General features: G+C 66.5%; 11 protein-coding genes and 1 pseudogene. 1 reads left to right on the plus strand and 11 read right to left on the minus strand.

Annotated elements, in window-relative coordinates; all coding sequences use genetic code 11:
- The 11 genes and pseudogenes from nifT to RSW2DRAFT_RS08385 form a co-directional block, all read right to left on the minus strand.
- Positions 1 to 216: a putative nitrogen fixation protein NifT gene (gene nifT, locus RSW2DRAFT_RS08335; RefSeq protein WP_008029931.1), complete on the minus strand. Its 216-nt coding sequence runs from the start codon at positions 214 to 216 to the stop codon at positions 1 to 3.
- Positions 213 to 485: a nitrogen fixation protein NifZ gene (locus tag RSW2DRAFT_RS08340; protein WP_008029934.1), complete on the minus strand. Its 273-nt coding sequence runs from the start codon at positions 483 to 485 to the stop codon at positions 213 to 215. Before RSW2DRAFT_RS08340 ends, nifT begins: the two co-directional genes overlap by 4 nt.
- Positions 472 to 1,236 carry a 4Fe4S-binding leucine-rich repeat protein gene (locus tag RSW2DRAFT_RS08345; RefSeq protein ID WP_008029936.1) on the minus strand — a complete coding sequence of 255 codons (765 nt, stop codon included), beginning with the start codon at positions 1,234 to 1,236 and terminating at the stop codon, positions 472 to 474. Before RSW2DRAFT_RS08345 ends, RSW2DRAFT_RS08340 begins: the two co-directional genes overlap by 14 nt.
- A 4-nt stretch (positions 1,237 to 1,240) precedes the next feature.
- On the minus strand, positions 1,241 to 1,429 hold the full coding sequence (locus RSW2DRAFT_RS08350) for a 4Fe-4S dicluster domain-containing protein (protein ID WP_008029938.1): 189 nt from the start codon (positions 1,427 to 1,429) through the stop codon (positions 1,241 to 1,243).
- A gap of 17 nt (positions 1,430 to 1,446) precedes the next feature.
- A complete protein-coding gene (nifB, locus tag RSW2DRAFT_RS08355; RefSeq protein WP_008029939.1) occupies positions 1,447 to 2,907 on the minus strand; it encodes a nitrogenase cofactor biosynthesis protein NifB in 1,461 nt (486 codons plus the stop codon).
- Positions 2,908 to 3,046: 139 nt separating this feature from the next.
- Positions 3,047 to 4,759, minus strand: coding sequence for a nif-specific transcriptional activator NifA (gene nifA, locus RSW2DRAFT_RS08360; RefSeq protein ID WP_008029940.1), 1,713 nt, complete (start codon positions 4,757 to 4,759; stop codon positions 3,047 to 3,049).
- Positions 4,760 to 4,996: 237 nt separating this feature from the next.
- A complete protein-coding gene (locus RSW2DRAFT_RS08365; RefSeq protein WP_008029942.1) occupies positions 4,997 to 5,896 on the minus strand; it encodes an NAD(P)-dependent oxidoreductase in 900 nt (299 codons plus the stop codon).
- Entirely contained in the window at positions 5,896 to 7,329 is a 1,434-nt protein-coding gene (locus RSW2DRAFT_RS08370) for an aldehyde dehydrogenase family protein (protein ID WP_008029944.1), read from the minus strand. The genes RSW2DRAFT_RS08365 and RSW2DRAFT_RS08370 overlap by 1 nt, the downstream gene beginning before the upstream one ends.
- 7 nt (positions 7,330 to 7,336) lie before the next feature.
- Positions 7,337 to 8,890, minus strand: coding sequence for a trimethylamine methyltransferase family protein (locus tag RSW2DRAFT_RS08375; RefSeq protein WP_008029945.1), 1,554 nt, complete (start codon positions 8,888 to 8,890; stop codon positions 7,337 to 7,339).
- A gap of 67 nt (positions 8,891 to 8,957) precedes the next feature.
- A pseudogene (locus tag RSW2DRAFT_RS08380) lies at positions 8,958 to 11,397 on the minus strand (GcvT family protein).
- Positions 11,398 to 11,470: 73 nt separating this feature from the next.
- Positions 11,471 to 13,912 (minus strand): GcvT family protein, encoded by a 2,442-nt coding sequence (locus RSW2DRAFT_RS08385; RefSeq protein WP_008029951.1) that lies wholly within the window; start codon positions 13,910 to 13,912, stop codon positions 11,471 to 11,473.
- A gap of 101 nt (positions 13,913 to 14,013) precedes the next feature.
- Between RSW2DRAFT_RS08385 and RSW2DRAFT_RS08390 the strand changes: the two genes are divergently transcribed.
- Positions 14,014 to 14,865: a LysR family transcriptional regulator gene (locus RSW2DRAFT_RS08390; protein ID WP_008029955.1), complete on the plus strand. Its 852-nt coding sequence runs from the start codon at positions 14,014 to 14,016 to the stop codon at positions 14,863 to 14,865.
- The last annotated feature ends 80 nt before the right edge of the window (positions 14,866 to 14,945 follow it).

Genomic DNA, 14,945 nt, shown 5'->3' on the forward strand with positions numbered 1-14,945 from the left:
CTAATCCCCCGCGCCGGGGTGTTTGCGCGCCTCCACCGTCACCGGCAGCGACGGCGGTTCGGCAAAGGCCGGCAGGTCCAGCACCCAGCCGTTGCCCAGCCGCGCCCAGCCGCCCCAGATCGCCGGGGTTTCGGTTTCCACGATCATCTCCTCCAGGTCCTTCTTCGGGACATAACATTCCAGCCCCTTCGGCGTGCGGCGGATCATCACTTTCATCTGTCGTCCCCTTCGCTTGTCAACTCGCGGGCGCGCATACCGACGATGTTGCCGCGGTCAATGAAATCAACCGCATAGACATAGAATTCCTGCAGGTAGGTGCCGATGTCGCGCACGTAGCCCACGTCGCCCTTGCGCACGACGATGTGGCCCACCTCGACCCCCGGCATGGTGCCATCGTTGCGCACGGTCATGCGTGATCGCACTTTGTCGCCGGGTTGCCACAGCGGCGGTGAATAGACCTCCAGCGGCTTGTCATCGTTTTTCATCATCATCCTTTCGTGCCGCCAGCCGTTCGGCGGCGGTCTCGGCGATCAGCGGTTCGGGGTCGGCCAGCATCGCCCGCGCCAAGGCTTCGGGGGCGCGTTCGGCGACGGCGTGGCGCACCCGGATGTCGGGGTCGTGGGCCAGCCGGTGCAGCTTGTCGGGCGGCAGGCGCAGCGCGGTGGCGCGGCGCACCAAAGGTTCGGGGTCGGTGAGCAGATGCACCAGCCAGCTAGGGCCGATGCGATCGGCCACCAGACAGCGGATTTCCGGGTCGGGGTCGTGCAGCATCACCGGCAAGGCGCCCGCGTCAATCCGCCGCACCGCAATCAGCCGCACATAGGCGTCGGCGTCCGACAGCAACGGCAGCAGATCACCCGGAGGTAACCTGTGCGCCACCGCCAGCCGCACCGCCCGGTCAGGGTCGCGCAACCGGCGCAGCGCATGGGCGGCAGGCAGGCGCAGGATGGCGACCGAGCGCACCGCCGGGTCGGGGTCGTCCAGCAAGGGTGGCAGGCGGAACAGCGTTGCCGCCCGCGCCGCCTGCGCCCGCGCCTCGAAATACGGCAGGGTCAGGCAATCGTCGGCAAGGTCCGGGTTCAAAAGGAAAAACCGCTCGATCCGCCGGGACTGGCGGTCCTGCACGCAGGCCCAGCCCGGCGCACATTGCCCGGTTCCGGCCCGGCCCCGATAGCGGCAGGCGCTGCAATCAACGGCAGCGCCCAGCCAATCCACCGGGTCCGGGCCTTCGGGCATCGGCTCAGGCCGGGATGCAGGTTTTCGGCACCGGGCAGACCGCGACGCATTTGGGCGCATCGCCGTCACATTCGGTGCATTTCACCGGGTCGATCTTGTAGGTGTCGTTCTTGAACTTGATCGCGGCATTGGGACATTCGAACTCGCAGGCGCCGCAGACGGTGCAGGACGAGGTGACGATCTTGTAGGCCATGGGGGTCTCCTTCAGGGTCAGGCGGTCTTGGCCGCCGTTTCAGCGTTGCGGTCGCGGAACACGGCGGCAATCGCGGTTTCGATGTAGTCTTGCGCATGGGCGTCGATGACCTCGATGCCCGCCGCGGCCATATGGGCACGCGGCGCGTCACCGATGCGGGCGCACAGCACCACAGGCACGCCGTCCAGGCTGCGGATGATCTCGGCCAGCCGGTCGTCGGTGCCGTGGCCATCGGTGCAATAGTTGTCGGCGCGGCGGTGGGTCAGGAAGCGCACGCCGTCGCTGTCCACCTCGTAGATCTGGAACTCGGTGGCATGGCCGAAGTGCTGGTTGATGCGACCGCCGCCCTTGGTGGCCACGGCGATGCGCAGGGCGGCGGGGGCTTCGGGCAGGCTGGCGGTGGCTTGCTCGGTCGCGGCACGGCGGTCCTCGCGTTCGCGCGCCACCCAGTCGCGATAGGCGGCGCGGGCTTCGGGGGCATCCTCCACCACCTCGGGCAACTGGTCGAGGTTGAACTCCTGCCCGCGATCCTCGCCCAGCAGACCCACCGCATCGGCGCGGCACTGGCGGCAATGCCGCATCAGGTTGGCGCCACCGGCGCAAGCCTCCTGCACCGCCGCCAGTTCGGCAGCCGTCGGGCCGCGCTGGCCGGTCAGGCCGAAATGCGTGCCATGTGCCGGGTCGGAGATCAACGGCATGATGTTGTGCAGGAAGGCGCCCTTGGCCTTGACCACCTTGTTCAGTTCCAGCATCCCCGCATCGTTGATGCCGGGGATCAGCACCGAGTTGACCTTGACCAGAATCCCGCGTTCCACCAGCAATTCAAGGCTTTGCATCTGCCGCGCCAGCAGGATGCGCGCGGCCTCGACGCCCTCGTGGCGCTTGCCCTGGTAGTAGATCCACGGGTAGATCTGCGCGCCCACCTCAGGGTCGAGCGTGTTGATGGTCAGCGTCACATGGTCGATCCGCATCGCGGTCAGCTCGTCGATATGGTCGGGAAGGGCCAGGCCGTTCGACGACAGGCACAGCTTGATGTCGGGCAGCCGGTCGGAGACGGCGTCGAAGGTGGCCTTGGTCTTGCGCCAGTCGTAGGCGGCATCGCCCGGCCCGGCGATGCCCAGCACCGAAAGTTGCGGCACGGCGGCGGCGACGGCAATCACCTTGCGGGCGGCCTGATCGGGGGTCAGCCGTTCCGAAACCACGCCGGGGCGACTTTCGTTGGAACAGTCATACTTGCGGTTGCAATAGTTGCACTGGATGTTGCAGGCGGGGGCCACCGCCACATGCATCCGGGCGAAATAATGGTGGGCTTCCTCGGAATAGCAGGGGTGGTCCTTGACCTTGGCCCAGGTGGCCGGGTCCATGTCCGCCGGGCCTTCCTTCGATCCGCAGGAAGACGCCTCGCAACCGCCCAGCGACTTTTCCAGATCGTCGCGCGACGCCACCTGCAATGCGCCGAGTGAGATGATTTGCGCCATGATCCGCCCCTTTGCTGGTCTCGCAGGGGGAGAAGCAGCAAGCGTGCCAAGTGCCGGGCGTTGGGTTTTCAGGCGGTTTCGGCAGGGGTGTTGGTCGCAAAGCCGACAAAGCCGCGAAGGCCTGTCGCAAAGCGCCCCTTCAGAACCGCTCGATCGGAATGGCGTGCTTTTTCAAGGCATAGCCGATCTGGCGCGGGGTCATGCCCAGCAGCCGCGCCGCCTTGGCCTGCACCCAGCCCGCGCGTTCCATCGCATCGACCAGGGCCGCACGTTCGTCGGCATCCACCGGCAATGCGGCAGGCTTTTCCGCCACCGGCGCAGGCTCGGGTCGCCGCCCCAGCACCGGCAGCACGATGGCCCCGGCGGCCAGCCCGCCGATGGGCGAGGCCGCACCGGTCTGCAAGCGCCACAGGTCGGCCGACAGGCACTGGTTGGTGTGGCAGGCCAGATCGTCGGCGTTGATCACGCCCCCCGCCGACAGCGTCGCCACCCGGCTGATGCAGTTTTCCAATTCCCGCACGTTGCCGGGGAAATTGCAGGCCCGCAGCCCCTCCAGCGCCTCTTTCGACAGCTTCTTGTCCATGCCGTTGCGCTTGTTGAACCGGTCCAGAAAGCCCTTGGCCAGCATGTCGATATCGGTGCGCCGCTCGCGCAGGGGCGGCAGCGAAATCGGCACCACGCAGATGCGGAAATACAGATCGGCGCGGAAGCTGCCACTGGCCACCGCCTGTTCCAGATCGCGGTTGGTGGCGGTGATCAGCCGCACATCGACGTGCAGGGTTTTGGACCCGCCCACCCGTTCGAATTCGCCTTCCTGCAATATTCGCAACAGCTTGGCCTGAAATTCCGGGCTGATCTCGCCGATCTCGTCCAGAAACAGCGTGCCGCCATCGGCCAGCTCGAACCGGCCCTTTTTCTGCGCCAAAGCCCCGGTAAAGGCGCCCTTCTCGTGGCCGAACAGTTCGGATTCCAGCAGGCTGTGGCTGAGCGCGGCACAGTTCAGCTTGACAAACGGCTTGTCGCGCCGCGGGCTGAGGTTGTGCAGCGCCGAGGCAAACAGTTCCTTGCCGGTGCCGCTTTCACCGCGCAGCAGCACGGGGGCTTGCGTCGGGGCGACCTTGCGGATTTGTGCGATCACATGCTTGATCGCCGGGCTGTTGCCGATGATGCCGGCAATCGGTGTGGCCTGCGCCGGGGCGCCCTGCCCGGCCACATCGGCGGCGGCATGGATGGCGGCGCGGGCTTCCTGCAAAATGCGGTCGCGGTCGCGCGCCACGTTGCGGCGGAAGCGGATCGACTGCTCCAGTATCGCCGCGATCATGTTCAGCACCCGCAGGTCGGTATCCAGATGCCGCACCGCGCCGCCCGCATGGTCGCGGTAGGCACACAAGACCCCCAGCACGAATTGCGAATGGGCCTGATCGCGGATCGGCACCGCCAGCAGCGCCATCCGGCTTGATCGCGCCCCGGGCGGCAGCGCCTCGGGTCCCAGTTCCGACACCAGATCGCGCGACACCATCGACACGCCGTTGCGGAACACATGCCGCGCCACCCGCTGCGGTATCGCCTGACAACTGGCGGGGCTGGCCACCGCCCCCTTGGTGGTGGCGGCGATGACATAGGGGTTGACCGCAGCGGCACCGCCCGGCGTGCCGCCCTCTTGCAGCAGCGCCAGGGCCGCGTGCCGCAAGCCCATGAACGAGGCCAGCATCTGCAACACCGACGGCATCGCCGCAATCGGATCGGCGGCGCCGGTCAGAATCTTGGCGGCCTCGCAGACCGCGTCCAGCGGGTGATATTCATCGCTGGCGACAGGTGCGGTGCTGAAGGTTGTGGCAGGGTCTTGTTGCATCGGAACCTCGCGGGCTGCACCTTTCAAGATGGGCGGTTTCTGCGCAAAGTCCACGGCAGAGCAAGGTCGGAAGGATCACTTTGGCCGCAGCGGGCGCTGGCAGATCGGCCAAATGCTGCAACTGCACAAAATCGCGCCGCTTCTGCTGCAAGTTGATGCGGATTGGTAACGCGCAGGTGCCGCAGGGCCGGGTGGCGCCGCATTGCAGCCCGACCACGGCACCCGCGACAGGCGGGTTTATTCCAGCCGCGCCGGAAAGCCCTCGGCCCGCAGGTCGGTTTGCAGCAGGTCTTCCAGCAGCTTGACGATCTGCGTCGATTGCGCCCTTCCGCCATAGGCGGCCTTGCCCTTGACGAAGGTCTGCTGGGTCATCGAGGCCAGATCCAGCGGCACGCCGAATTCGCGGCCAAAGCCCATGGCAAAGCCCAGATCCTTCAGCGCCAAGTCCATCGAAAACGCGATGTCATAGCTGCCGTTCAGGATCAATTGCCCCTCGGTTTCATGCACGAAACTGCTGCCCGACGAGGCCGAAATCGCCTCCCACGCGGTTTTCAGGTCCAGCCCGCCGCGCTTGGCCAGCATCAGCGCCTCGCCATCGGCCACCAGATGAATGAAGGCCAGCATGTTGGTGATGACCTTGATCACCGCCGCCGAGCCCAGCGGCCCCATGTGGAAAATCCGCCCCCCCATCGCCTGCAGGGCGGGCAGGTGCAGGTCGTAAAGATCGCTGTCGCCGCCCGCCAGCACGGTAATCTCGCCCTGTGCCGCCAGATGCACGCCGCCCGTCACCGGCGCCTCCATCAGCCGCACGCCGCTTTCCGAGGCCAGTTGCCCCAGCCGCAGCACGTCGTCGCGCCCCAGCGTCGAATTCTCGATCCAATGCGCGCCGGGGCGCATGTCGGGCAGCAGTTGCGCCAGCACCGCCTCGGAAATCGCGGGCGACGGCAGGCAGGTAAAGACGTGATCGACCATGCCCGCCAGTTCCGCCGGGCTGTCGGCCCAACCCGCCCCCAGCGCCAGATGCCGCTGGGCAAGCGCGGGGTCGATGTCATGCACCGTCACCTGAAAGCCCTCGCGCAGCAGGCTGGCCGCCAGATGGCCGCCGAGGTTACCCAGACCGATATAGCCGTAATGCATCACGCCTCTCCATAGCCGACGATGGCCTTGACCTCGCAGAAATCGTGGATGCCCCAGTCGGCATATTCGCGGCCGTTGCCCGACTGCTTGTAGCCGCCGAACGGCGCGAAGGTGTCCCAGTCGGGGTAGTTCAGGCTGACCTGCCCCGCCCGCAGCCGCCGCGCCACCGCCCGCGCCTCGGGCAACGGCCCCTGCACATAGGCGGCAAGGCCATAGACCGTGTCATTGGCCATCGCCACCGCCTCGTCCACCGTGTCATAGGGCAGGATCGACAGCACCGGGCCAAAGATTTCCTCGCGCGCGATGGTCATCTGGTTGGTCACGTCGCCGAACACCGTCGGCTTGACGAAATAACCGCGGTTCAGGCCGGCGGGCCGCCCGGTGCCGCCGGTCACCAGCGTGGCGCCTTCGTCGATGCCCTTCTGGATCAGCCCCTGAATCTTGTCGAACTGCGCCTTCGAGATCACCGGCCCCTGCGTGGTCGCCGCCTCGCGCGGGTCGCCCGGCACCATCGCCTCGGCGGTGGCTTTCGCCACTTGCAGCGCCTCGGCGTGGCGGTCGCGCGGCACCAGCATCCGGGTCGGCGCGTCGCAGCTTTGCCCCGTATTGCCAAAACAGCCCTCGACCCCCGCCGCCACTGCCGCGGCAATATCCGCCCCCGGCAAAAGGATGTTGGCCGACTTGCCGCCCAATTCCTGCGCCACCCGCTTCACCGTCGGCGCCGCCGCCGCCGCCACCGCCGTGCCCGCCCGGGTCGAGCCGGTAAAGCTGACCATATCGACCTGTGGGTGGCTGGCCAGCCGCGCCCCCACCACCGGCCCGGTGCCGTTGACCAGATTGAACACCCCCGCAGGCACCCCCGCGGCATGGCAGACCTCGGCGAACAGCACCCCCGAAATCGGAGCGATTTCCGAGGGTTTCAGCACCACGGTGCAGCCCGCAATCAGCGCCGGCGCCACCTTGCAGGCGATCTGGTTCATCGGCCAGTTCCACGGCGTGATCAGGGCGCAGACGCCAATGCCCTCGTGGACGATGCGGGAATTGCCGCGCGAATATTCCCATTGCATCGTCTTCGCCGCAGCAATGGTGCTTTCGATATGCACCTGCCCGGCCCAGGCCTGCGCCGAACGGGCAAACTCCAGCGGCGCACCCATCTCCAGGCTGATGGCCTGCGCAAATTCCTCGTAGCGGGCGTTGTATTCGTCAAGGATGCGCTGCACCAAAGCGATCCGCTCGGCCACCGGCCAGACGGAAAAGCTGTCAAACGCCGCCCGCGCCGCCGCCACCGCAAGGTCGGCATCGGCCTCGTTGCCCAGCGCCAGTTCCGCCACAATCTCCTCGGTCGCCGGATTCTCCACCCCCATGCGAGCCTTGCCCAGCGGTTCCACCCAGGCGCCGTTGATGTAGAATTTCAACAGGTTCAAGCAATCCATTGTTTCCTCACCTGAAATAGATGTTGTGCGTGGCCCGGATCGCCGCGTCGATCTGCGGGTCAATCTGGCAGCCCGCCTTGGCCAGGATATCATTCTTCCGCGCAATCGCCCGGTCAAGCAAAAGCGGCCGCCCGGCCTCGACCCATTCCTTGGGCGACATGCGGTTGCCCAGCACCGGATAGACATATTCGGTCTGCATCAGGGCCAGAGTCTGATCGGACCCCAGGTAATGCCCCGGCCCGCCCAGACAGACCGCCTTCATCGCCTCGATGCTGGTGGAATCTTCCGTCACGTCTATCCCTCGCACCGTCCGCAGCACCTGCCCCAGGATGTCGTCGCCCAGCACCAAGGATTCCATGCAAAAGCCCAGCAGCGAGGCATGCATCCCCACCGCCTCATAGACCATGTTCAGCCCGGAAAGCCCGGCCAGGGTGTTGGTGATCGCCTGCTCCCAGCCCGCCTGCATGTCGGGCATCTTGCTGTCGGAAATTCCCGCCGCCGCCCCGCCCGGCAGGTCGTAGAACCGGTGCATCTGCGCGCAACCGGCGGTCAGCAACGCCTGTTCCGCCGACCCGCCCGACATCGCCCCCGTTCTCAGATCGGAAACAAACGGCCAGGTGCCGAAGATGCAGTGCGCGCCGGGCTGGATGGCGTTGGCATAGACCACGCCCGCCAGACACTCCGCCATCGCCTGCACGATCGCCAGCGCAATCGGCGCCGGTGCTGTGGCTCCCGCCTGCCCCGCCGACAGCAGCAGCATCGGCATGCCCGCGCGGATGCAGGCCTCCATGGTGATGCAGCTTTCTTCGGCAAACTTCATCGGCGGCACCACGAAGCAATTGGAATTGCTGACAAATGGCCGCGCCCGCCAGGCCGCCTCGCCCCCAGCTACCTGATGCAGCAGATCAAAACAGCCCTTCACATGCGCGGGGTCACTGAACGAGGTGCCAACATGCTTGGTGGTGCCGCTGAGGCAGGCATAGAGCGTGTTGATATCCATGTCATAGTTGTCAGGCACGTCGCGGCAGACCATGGCGCGCTGAAAGAAATGCACGTTATCAAGGTGATGGGTGATCCGCGCCGCATCATACAGGTCCTGCGCCGTGCTGTCGCGATACTCGCCCGAGATCGCATCGACGATATGCACCGCCGCCCCCGCCGTGCCAAAATGCACCTTCGTGCCGCTCAGATGCAGGTCATGCTTCTCCTCGCGGCCAAACAGCGTGATGTCGCGCGCGGCCACCGCCAGCATGTCCTCGACCAGCGCCCGTGGAAAGCGGATGCGCCCGTCATCCCCCTGCACCGCCCCCGCCCCGGTCAGCAATTCCACCCCCGAAGGCGGCGCCTGCGAAAGCCCGATCACCTCCAGCGCCTCCAGCGCAGATTCATGGATCTTCGCCATCCCCGCGTCAGTCAAAGGCCGATACTGCCCCCCCGGCAACCCCGCCCGAATCGGCCGCAGCCCCTCCGCCAAAGGTGCCGCCCGCAACGCCACCCGGCTCGCCCGCCCGCCACTGCGCCGCCCACGCGCGGGTTCGCAAATCTCGCCGGTATCGCTCATCGCAAACCCTTTCTTCTCTGGAAAAATATCCCGGGGGTGCGGGGGCTGGCCCCCGCTCCGGCCCAAGTCACCCGCGCACCCGCAAGGCTTTCGGATCATGCATCGCCACCAGCGACGCCACCGCCTCATGCCGCCGGCCGGCGATCTCGATCTCGTAGCGCGACCCAAGCACCGCCTCGGCGCTCTCCCCCTTGCACGGCACATAGCCCAGGCCCACCGAGGCCCCCCAGGAAATGCCCGTAAGCCCCCGAGGTCACCGGCCCGACGATCTTGCCATCGCGCACCACCGCCTCGTTGTGAAACAGCATCGGCTCGGGGTCGGTCAGCCGGAACTGCACCAACCGCCGCTCCAACCCGGCCTCCGCCTTGCGCAACACCGCCTCGCGGCCAATGAAATCGCCCTTGCCGGTCTTCACCGCAAAGCCCAGACCCGCCTCCAGCACATGATCCTCGTCAGTGATGTCATGGCCGAAATGTCGATAGGCCTTCTCCATCCGGCAACTATCCAGCGTGTGCAGCCCGCAGAGCTTCAGCCCCGGATCGGCCTCCAGCAAAGCCTCGAACACATGCGCCGCCTGATCGGTGGAGACATAAAGCTCCCAGCCCAATTCACCGACATAGGTCACCCGATGCGCCCGCGCCACGCCCATGCCAATCTCGATTTCCCGCGCTGTGCCAAAGGGATGCGCGGCATTGCTGAAGTCGTCCGGGCTGACCGACGCCAGCATCTCCCGCGACTTCGGCCCCATCACGCACAGCACCGCCTCGGCCGCCGTCACATCCGTCACCACGGCGAAAGCCTCGCCCAGATGCCGCCGCAGCCAGGCCAGATCGCGCTGCAACGTCGCCCCCGGCACCACCAGCAGGAACGCCGTCTCGGTCAACCGCGTCACCGTCAGGTCGCTTTCAATGCCGCCGCGCGCATTCAGCATCTGGGTATAGACAATCCGCCCCACCGGCACATCGACATCATTGCCACAAAGCCGTTGCAGCAATGCACGGGCATCCCGGCCCTCGACCCGGATCTTGCCGAACGAGGTCATGTCGAACAACCCCACGCCGTTGCGCACCGCCAGATGCTCGGCCTTCTGGTTGGCAAACCAGTTCTGCCGCCCCCAGCCATACTGATACTCCGCCACCTGCCCCGGTTCGGCAAACCAGTTCGCCCGCTCCCAACCCGCCACTTCGCCAAACACCGCCCCGCGCGCCGCCAGATGCGCGTGCAGCGGCGAGCGCCGCACCCCGCGCGCCGTCGCCATCTGCCGGTAGGGGAAGTGGTCGGCATAAAGCAGCCCCAGCGTCTCGCTGACCCGCTCCTTCAGATAACGCCGGTTGCGCTGGAACGGCTGGGCGCGGCGAATATCCACCTCCCACAGGTCGAACGGCGGCTCGCCCTCGGTGATCCAATGCGCCAGCGCCATCCCGGCCCCACCCGACGACACGATGCCGACCGAGTTATACCCCGCCGCAATCCAGTAGCCGCCCAGCTCCGGCGCCTCGCCCAGATAATAGCGATCATCCGGCGTGAAACTCTCCGGCCCGTTGAAAAACGTGTGAATCCCCGCGGTCTGGAACAGCGGCATCCGCTGCATCGCCGCCTCCAGGATCGGCTGGAAATGGTCGAAATCCTCGGGCAGCGTGTCGAAGCAGAAGTCTTCCCGAATCCCCCCCATGCCCCAGGGCTTTGCTTTCGGCTCGAACGCCCCCAGCATCATCTTGCCGGCATCCTGCTTGTAATAGGCACATTCATCCGGCACCCGCAGCACCGGCAAATGCCCAAGCCCGTCAATGGGTTCGGTGACGAGGTAAAAGTGCTCGCAGGCATGCAGCGGCAGCGCCACGCCGTTCTGCGCCGCCAGATCCCGCCCCCACATACCGCCGCAGTTGATCACCATATCGGCGGCAATATGGCCCTTTTCGCCATCAACTTCATAATCCACCCCGGTCACCCGTCGCCCGGCCTCCGTGACGCCGGTGACCTTCACCCCCTCGATGATCCGAGCGCCCCGCAGCCGCGCCCCCTTGGCCAGCGCCATGGCGATATTGGCCGGGTCGCATTGCCCGTCCAGCGGCAAAGCCACCGCCCCCACCACGTCCGAGACATTCAGATGCGGATAGCGCGCCTTGACCTCGGCAGGCGAAATCTCATGCACCTCGACATCGAAAATCCGCGCCACCGTGGCCTGCCGCAGTAACTCCTCATGCCGCGCCGCCGTCAGCGCCACCGAGATGCTGCCCACCTGCCGCATCCCGGTCGCCACCCCGGTCTCGGCCTCCAGCTTCACATAAAGATCGGCGGAATACTTCGCCAACCGCGTCATGTTGGCCGAGCCGCGCAACTGCCCGATCAGCCCCGCCGCGTGCCAGGTGGTGCCGCAGGTCAACTGCTTGCGCTCCAGCAGCACGATGTCGGTCCAGCCGGCCTTGGCCAGATGATAGGCCACCGAGCAGCCCGAGACCCCCCCGCCAATAATCACCGCCCGCGCCGTCTTCGGAACCTCAACCATCCGCCCAACCTCATTCATCTTTGCACAAATATCCCACGGGGGTCCGGGGGTGTGAAACCCCGGCTCCGGCTCATCAGCCGCGCAAGCGTTCGTTCTTGCTATCCCACAACGGCGCATCCGCCTGCACCACCGCCGGATACCGCTGCCCGAACACCTCGACCTCCAGCGCCACCCCCGGCACCGCCAGATCGGCCCGCAGCATGCCCAGCGCCACGCAAGCCGCCACCCGATGCCCCCAATCGGCGCTGGTGGTCTCGCCCACCACCGCGCCGCCGTGCCACAGCGTTGACATGTAGGGCGGATCGCAGTCGCCCGCCTGCACCACCAGCGTCACGAACCGCTTGGCAACCCCCGCGTCCCGCTCGCGCGTCAAGGCCCCACGACCGCGGAACGCGGGTTTGGCGAAATCGACGAACCGCTCCAGCCCGCCCTGCAACACCGTGTAATCGGTGGACAGATCGCCCTTCCAGGCGCGGTAGCCCTTCTCGATCCGCAAGGAATTCAGCGCAAACATCCCGAAGGGCCGCAGCCCATGGCCCTGCCCCGCCTGCATCACCCGATCAAACACCGCCGCCGTATCGGCAACGCGCGAATGGATCTCCCAACCCAATTCTCCGGCAAACGACACCCGGAACAGCAGCACCTCCGCCCCGCCGATCCGCGCCGCCTGCCAAGTCAGCCAGGGCCGCGTCAGGTCCGCATCGCAAACCTGCGCCAGAATCGCCCGGCTGCTTGGCCCGGTCAGAATCTGGCAGGCCCAGGCGTCGGTCTCGTCCGACAATTCCAGCCCCGCCGCCAGATGCCGCTGCAACCACTCGCGGTCATGCGCCTGCGCCGTGGCGGCGGTGATCAGCAGCACCTCGTCCTCGGCCAGACGCGCGATCGACATCTCGGTGACGATCCGCCCCTTGCCATCGGCAAAATACCCCAGCCCCAGCCGCCCCACCCCCGGCACCTTGCCGGTGATCTGCGCCCCCAGCCAGGCCGCCACATGGCCGCCCTTCACCCGGAACCGCGAGAATCCCGGCAGGTCCAAAATCCCCGCCGCATCCCGCACCGCCAGACATTCCTCGCGCACCGCGCCAAACCACGGCCCCGCGCGCTTCCAGGTCTGCTGCCCGGCGTCCGACACATCATCGCCCGGGCGCGCATACCACAACGCCCGCTCCCAGCCGGCATAGGCGCCAAACTGCGCGCCCAAAGGCGCCACCCGATCATGCACCGGGCTGAGCTTCATGTCGCGCCCCTCGGGCCAGGCGTGGCGCGGGAACTGGATGGCGTATTCGTGGCCGTAAACCTCCATCCCCTTCTTCACGCAGTAATCCTGATCCTCGAAACCGGTAAAGCGGCGCGGATCACACGACCACATGTCCCATTCGGTCGCCCCTTCGGTCACCCATTCCGCCAGCACCTTGCCCGCGCCCCCGGCCTGACAGATGCCAAAGGTGAAAACACAAGCCTCATAGGCATTGCGCACCCCCGGCATCGGCCCGATCAGCGGATTGCCGTCCGGCGTGTAGGGGATCGGGCCGTTGATCACCTTGGAAAGCCCCGCCTTCTGCAACAGCGGCACCCGGGCCATGGCGTCGTTGATATAGCCCTCCAGCCGCTCCAGATCGTCGGGGAACAACTGGAAACTGAAATCCTGCGGGAAGGGATCGTCGGGCGTCACCCAATGCGCGCGGCAGTTCCGCTCATAGGGGCCAAGGTTGAAGCCGTGCTTCTCCTGCCGCAGGTAATAGCTGCTGTCCACATCGCGCAGCAGCGGCAGCTTGTGGCCGACCTCGCGGCTCCAGGCTTCCAGTTCCGGAATGGTGTCGAACAGCATGTATTGATGGCTCATCACCATCATCGGCAACTCGCGGCCAAACCAGCGGCCGACCTCGCGGGCATAATATCCCGCCGCATTGACCACGATCTCGCAGCGGATATCGCCCTTCGGCGTCGAGACCACCCAGTCATCGCCGTCGCGCCGCACCCCGGTCGCTGGGCAGAACCGCTCGATCCTGGCCCCCATCGCCCGCGCGCCCTTGGCCAGCGCCTGCGTCAGTTGCGCGGGGTCGATGTCGCCATCGTTGGGGTCATACAGCGCCCCGGTCAGGTCGTGGGTTTCCAGAAACGGATAGCGCGCCCGGATTTCCTCGGGCGCCAGAATGTCCAGATCCATGCCCTGATAGCGGCCCATCCCGACCACCCGGCGAAACTCTTCCAGCCGTTCGGGCGTGTGCCCCAGCCGCACCGAGCCTGTGACATGGTAGTTCATCGGATAATCCACCGCCGCCCCAAGGCCACGGTAAAGCCCCGCCGAATAGCGCTGCATGTTCATGATCGACCAACTGGAGGAGAAGGTCGGCACGTTGCCCGCCGCATGCCAGGTGGAGCCTGCGGTCAGTTCGTTCTTCTCCAGCAGCACGGCGTCGGTCCAGCCCGCCTTGGCCAGATGGTAAAGTGCGGAAACCCCCACCACCCCGCCGCCAATGATCACCACCCGCGCCTGCGAAGGAAATTCCGCCATGCCCGCCCCCCTGTTTGCCACCCTACTATCAACCGGCCCCTTCAGGCTTTCAATTCGCCATTTCCGGTCTTATTGATCGGAAAACCCGATCAGAGCGCCAAATGCACATCGACCAGCTTGAAACCTTCCTCGACCTGATCCAGACCCGCAGCTTCAACCGCAGCGCCGAGCGGTTGGGCGTCACCCAATCCACCGTCTCGGGCCGGATCGCGGCGCTGGAGGCGGCGCTTGGCACCCGCCTCTTCACCCGCTCCCGCGCGGGCACCGATCTGACCACCGAAGGGCTGAAGTTCGAAGCCCACGCCCGCGCCCTGCGCCACGGCTGGACCGAGGCGCAACGGGCAGTGCGGCCCAGCGGCACCGCGGCGCTGTCGCTGCGCATCGGCATCCAGAACGATCTGGCGGCGGGCCATATCGGTGACTGGGTGGCCGAGTTCCGCAGCAAACTGCCCGATTGCGCCTTCTATCTGGAACCTGACTACTCCGCCCAGATGTGCACCGACCTGGCACAAGGGGCCCTTGATTTCGCGGTGATCTTCACCCCGCGCGCCCTGCCCGACCTGCATTTCGCCTCCGTAGGCGAGGTGCGCTACCGGCTGGTCAGTTCCGACGGCGACAGCCGCGAAAGCCTGACCGCCGCCCGCTACATCCGCGGCAATTACGCCCCGGCGTTCGAGCAAACCCAGCGCCAGCTTTTCCCCGACCTCGCCACAGCCCCGCTGGCCGCCGGGCAGAACGCCGCCGTGGCGGGCCTGCTGACCAGCCTTGGCGGTGCTGCCTTCGTGCTGGAGGAAACTGCGGCGCAACTGATCGCCCAGCACGGCTTTCGCGCCGTCACCGATGTGCCCGCGATCACCCAGCCGGTCTATGCCGCCATGCACCTGCGCCACCGCCCCGCCCCGCTGCACCGCCGCCTGACCCGTATCGTGCAACGCCAACTCGCTGGCCGCTAGTCATTCATCTGTTCTCAAATATCCCCGCCGGAGGCTCCCGCTGCCAGCACAGACGCTCCGCGGGGGATATTTGAGAACAG

It is taken from the genome of Rhodobacter ferrooxidans (genome assembly GCF_000176015.1).
GTDB classification, from domain to species: domain Bacteria; phylum Pseudomonadota; class Alphaproteobacteria; order Rhodobacterales; family Rhodobacteraceae; genus Pseudorhodobacter_B; species Pseudorhodobacter_B ferrooxidans.